The organism is Streptomyces sp. NPDC007875, assembly GCF_042868035.1.
In the GTDB taxonomy this organism is placed as follows: domain Bacteria; phylum Actinomycetota; class Actinomycetes; order Streptomycetales; family Streptomycetaceae; genus Streptomyces; species Streptomyces antimycoticus.
In genome coordinates this window covers 1-1492 of sequence record NZ_JBIADZ010000108.1, presented here as the reverse complement: position 1 = coordinate 1492, position 1492 = coordinate 1, and the positions used below count along the sequence as shown (strand labels likewise).

Sequence of the window (1492 nt, the reverse complement as noted above, 5' to 3'; positions counted from 1 at the left end):
CCCCGTTATCTTCTTCGCGGTCCTGCAAGAGGACCGCTGGCCTCCGGGCCCGGCATGACTGTTCCCCCCTGTCGCAGGGATGACCTGGGGGGTGGTGTCACCGGGCCCGAGGGGTGCCGTTGGAGACGCTGATGAGAGGTCCGACTACCGCCCGGCCCGGCGCAACGCCAGGCCGCTTGCGGGCGGCAGGTCTGCATAACGTGGATGCGCGCGTACGGCCCCGAAGCCCTGGCCAGCACCGCACGAACCCCGTTCGGGAGGATGGGTTGGACGACATCGACGACGTGGGCGTCTTCTTCGGCCTGGACGTCGGCAAGAGCGCCCACCACGGGCACGGCCTCACCCCGGCCGGCAAAAAGGTCTTCGACAAGCAGCTGCCCAACAGCGAACCGAAACTGCGGGCCGTCTTCGACAAGCTGGCCGCGAAATTCGGCACCGTGCTGGTGATCGTGGACCAGCCCGCCTCGATCGGCGCCCTGCCCCTGACCGTCGCCCGGGACACCGGCTGCCAGGTCGCCTACCTGCCGGGCCTGTCCATGCGACGGATCGCCGATCTCTACCCGGGAGAGGCCAAGACCGACGCCAAAGACGCCGCGGTGATCGCCGACGCAGCCCGCACCATGCCCCACACCCTGCGCTCGCTTCAGGTGACCGACGAGATCACCGCCGAACTGACCGTCCTGGTCGGCTTCGACCAGGACCTGGCGGCCGAGGCCACCCGCACCTCCAACCGGATACGCGGCCTGCTCACCCAGTTCCACCCCAGCCTGGAGCGCGTCCTCGGGCCCCGCCTGGACCACCAGGCCGTGACCTGGCTGCTGGAACGCTACGGATCCCCGGCCTCCCTGCGAAAGGCCGGTCGGCGCAGGCTCGTCGAGGTGATCCGGCCCAAGGCCCCGCGGATGGCCCAACGCCTGATCGACGAGATCTTCGACGCCCTCGACGAGCAGACCGTCGTCGTCCCCGGCACAGGCACCCTCGACGTCGTCATCCCCTCGCTGGCCCGCTCGCTCGCCGCCGTTCATGAACAGCGCCGAGCTCTGGAAACGCAGATTGCAGCCCTCCTGGAGGAACACCCTCTTTCCCCGGTCCTGACCTCGATGCCGGGGGTCGCGGTCAGGACCGCCGCCACCTTGCTGGTCACCGTCGGCGACGGCACCAGCTTCCCCACCGCCGCCCACCTGGCCTCCTACGCCGGCCTCGCCCCGACAACGAAGTCGTCGGGGACCTCGATCCACGGCGAACACGCACCACGGGGCGGCAACCGGCAGCTCAAACGCGCGATGTTCCTGTCCGCGTTCGCCGCCCTGCACGACCCCGCCTCCCGTTCCTACTACGACCGCTGCCGGGCCCGCGGAAAGACCCACACACAAGCCCTCCTCCGCCTCGCCCGCCACCGCATCAGCGTGCTGTTCGCCATGCTCCGAGACGGCACCTTCTACCAACCCAGAACCCCACGCCTCGCTTGACGAAAGACATAGAGGCACCCCCC

1 protein-coding gene is annotated in these 1492 nt (G+C 69.6%); it reads left to right on the top strand.

Features of this window, described 5'->3' with window-relative positions; all coding sequences use genetic code 11:
- Positions 1 to 266: 266 nt before the first annotated feature.
- The gene (locus ACFYOY_RS49145; RefSeq protein ID WP_351906714.1) at positions 267 to 1469 is read left to right on the top strand and encodes an IS110 family transposase; all 1203 of its coding nucleotides are present in this window, start codon (positions 267 to 269) and stop codon (positions 1467 to 1469) included.
- Positions 1470 to 1492 lie beyond the last annotated feature (23 nt).